The sequence below is a fragment of the Pseudomonas sp. A-1 genome (assembly GCF_004801855.1).
In the GTDB taxonomy this organism is placed as follows: Bacteria; Pseudomonadota; Gammaproteobacteria; order Pseudomonadales; family Pseudomonadaceae; genus Geopseudomonas.
Genome location: NZ_SSTC01000187.1, coordinates 1 through 2321 on the forward strand (window position 1 = coordinate 1; position 2321 = coordinate 2321).

Consider the following 2321-nt stretch of genomic DNA (forward strand, 5'->3'; position numbering starts at 1 on the left):
TAGTACATCATGCCGAGGAAGCCGGTGGTCAGGAAGAAGCCCACGGCGTTGTGGCCGTACCACCACTGCACCATGGCATCGGTGGCGCCGCTGTACAGCGAGTAGGACTTGAACAGGGTGACCGGGATCTCCATGTTGTTGACGATGTGCAGCATCGCCGTCACCAGGATGAAGGCGCCGAAGAACCAGTTGCCCACATAGATGTGCTTGGTCTGGCGCTTGAGGATGGTCCCGAAGAACACCACCGCGTAGGAAACCCAGACGATCGCCAGCAGGATGTCGATCGGCCACTCCAGCTCGGCGTACTCCTTGGAGGAGGTGAAGCCCTGCGGCAGGGTGATGACGGCGAGCACGATCACGGCTTGCCAGCCCCAGAAGGTGAAGGCGGCGAGGGTGTCGCTGAACAGGCGTGCCTGGTTGGTGCGCTGCACTACATAGTAGGAGGTGGCGAACAGGGCGCAGCCGCCGAACGCGAAGATCACCGCGTTGGTGTGCAACGGACGCAGGCGACCGAAGCTGGTCCACGGCAGGTCGAAGTTCAGGCTCGGCCAGACGAGCTGGGCGGCGATCAGCACACCCAGACCCATCCCAATGACCCCCCAGATTACCGTCATGACGGCGAACTGGCGGACCACCTTGTAGTTATAAGCAGTCGGACTGATTGCTGTACTCATTGCAGGGGTTCCACGGTTATGGACTTTCGGGACAAAAAACGGCGGCAAGTATGGAGAAAGGAGGTAGCCATTGCAACGCAACCTCTTGTCGTGCAAGGGATTGCGTGCCGGAGAAAAAGGCCGTCTCCCGCCATGTTGTCGTCGTCACTGTGGCGCAGAACGGAGTCTCGAAAGACGCCGCAAGGGTGCTGTCGCGTTGTTTTTGTAACGGCGTGCGACTGGGGGGAGAGCTTAGTCCTCGGCGCCGAGGCTGTGAAGGAAACTTCGGGATAGGTGCGACACTTGGTCGCGCGTGGCGAGGGGCTTCGAGAAGGGGGGAAGGGCGCGAGGATAAGGGCGCGCCGCATTGCGCGGCGCGCCCCCGGTCTTACTTGGCGGACTGTTGCGACAGGCTGTACACGTAGGCAGCCAGCAGATGCACCTTGTCGTTGCCCAGGTAGGGTTGCTGGGCCGGCATCTGGCCCTGGCGGCCGAGGCGGATGGTCTGCTGCAGCTGGGTCAGGCTCGAGCCGTACAGCCAGCCGGCGCTGGCGGTCAGGTCCGGAGCGCCCATGGCCGGAGTACCCTTGCCCTGCGGGCCGTGGCAGGCGACGCAGTTGGTGGCGAAGATCTTCTGGCCGGCAGCGACATCGCCTTCGGCACCGGCCGGCAGCGGGAGACCGGCCAGCTCGCTACGCACGTAGGCGGCGACGTTCTTCACGCCATCCTCGCCGATGACCGCGGCCCAGGCCGGCATGATGCCGTGGCGGCCGCCGAGGATCGAGGTCTTGATGGTGTCGGCCTCGCCGCCCCAGCGCCAGTGGGCGTCGGTCAGGTTGGGGAAGCCGTAGCTGCCCTTGGCGTCGGAGCCGTGGCACACCGAGCAGTAGGAGGCGAACATGCGCGAGCCCATCTTCAGGGCCTGCGGGTCCTTGGCCACCTCGGCCACCGGCATGGCGGCGTACTTGGCGAACAGCGGGCCGTACTCGGCGTCGGCGCGGTCCATCTCGCGCTGCCACTGGTTGACCTGGGTCCAGCCGTTCTCGTAACCCGGCAGGACGCCCTTCCAGTTGCCCAGGCCCGGGTAGAGGGCCAGGTAGACGGCGCCGAAGATCAGGGTGCCGATGAACAGCAGGAACCACCAGCGCGGCAGCGGGTTGTCGTACTCCTCGATGCCGTCGAACGAGTGACCCATGGTCTGGTCGGTGGTGTCGGGGCGCTGGCCCTTGCGGGTCGCGAAGATCAGCCACCACAGCACCACCAGGGTACCGATGGTGAGGATGCTGACGTAGATACTCCAAAAGCCTGTCATGGATGATTACTCCTGGCTGAGGCCGCGCATCAGCGCTTGTTCTTGAGGCTGGTGCCGAGGACCTGCAGGTACGCGACCAGCGCGTCCATTTCGGTCTTGCCCTTGACCGCGTCGCGGGCGCCGGCGATGTCGGCATCGGTGTACGGCACGCCCAGGGTGCGCATGGCCTGCATCTTGGCGGCGGTGTCCGAGCCGGTCAGCTTGTGCTCCACCAGCCAGGGGTAGGAGGGCATCTTCGATTCCGGCACCACGTTGCGCGGGTTGTACAGGTGGGCGCGATGCCAGTCGTCGGAGTAGCGGCCGCCGACGCGGGCCAGGTCCGGACCGGTACGCTTGGAGCCCCACAGGAACGGGTG

3 protein-coding genes are annotated in these 2321 nt (G+C 65.1%); all 3 read right to left on the reverse strand.

All coding sequences use genetic code 11. From position 1 onward, the window contains the following. Positions 1 to 674 (reverse strand): cbb3-type cytochrome c oxidase subunit I (locus tag E5198_RS20940; protein WP_178084110.1); only part of this gene is annotated, 674 nt, incomplete at its 3' end. 367 nt (positions 675 to 1041) lie between these two features. Then, entirely contained in the window at positions 1042 to 1965 is a 924-nt protein-coding gene (ccoP, locus tag E5198_RS20945) for a cytochrome-c oxidase, cbb3-type subunit III (RefSeq protein ID WP_136491833.1), read from the reverse strand. A gap of 29 nt (positions 1966 to 1994) precedes the next feature. Beyond that, positions 1995 to 2321, reverse strand: a 327-nt coding sequence (locus E5198_RS20950) for a cbb3-type cytochrome c oxidase subunit II (protein ID WP_178084111.1), incomplete at its 5' end; no start/stop codon positions are given.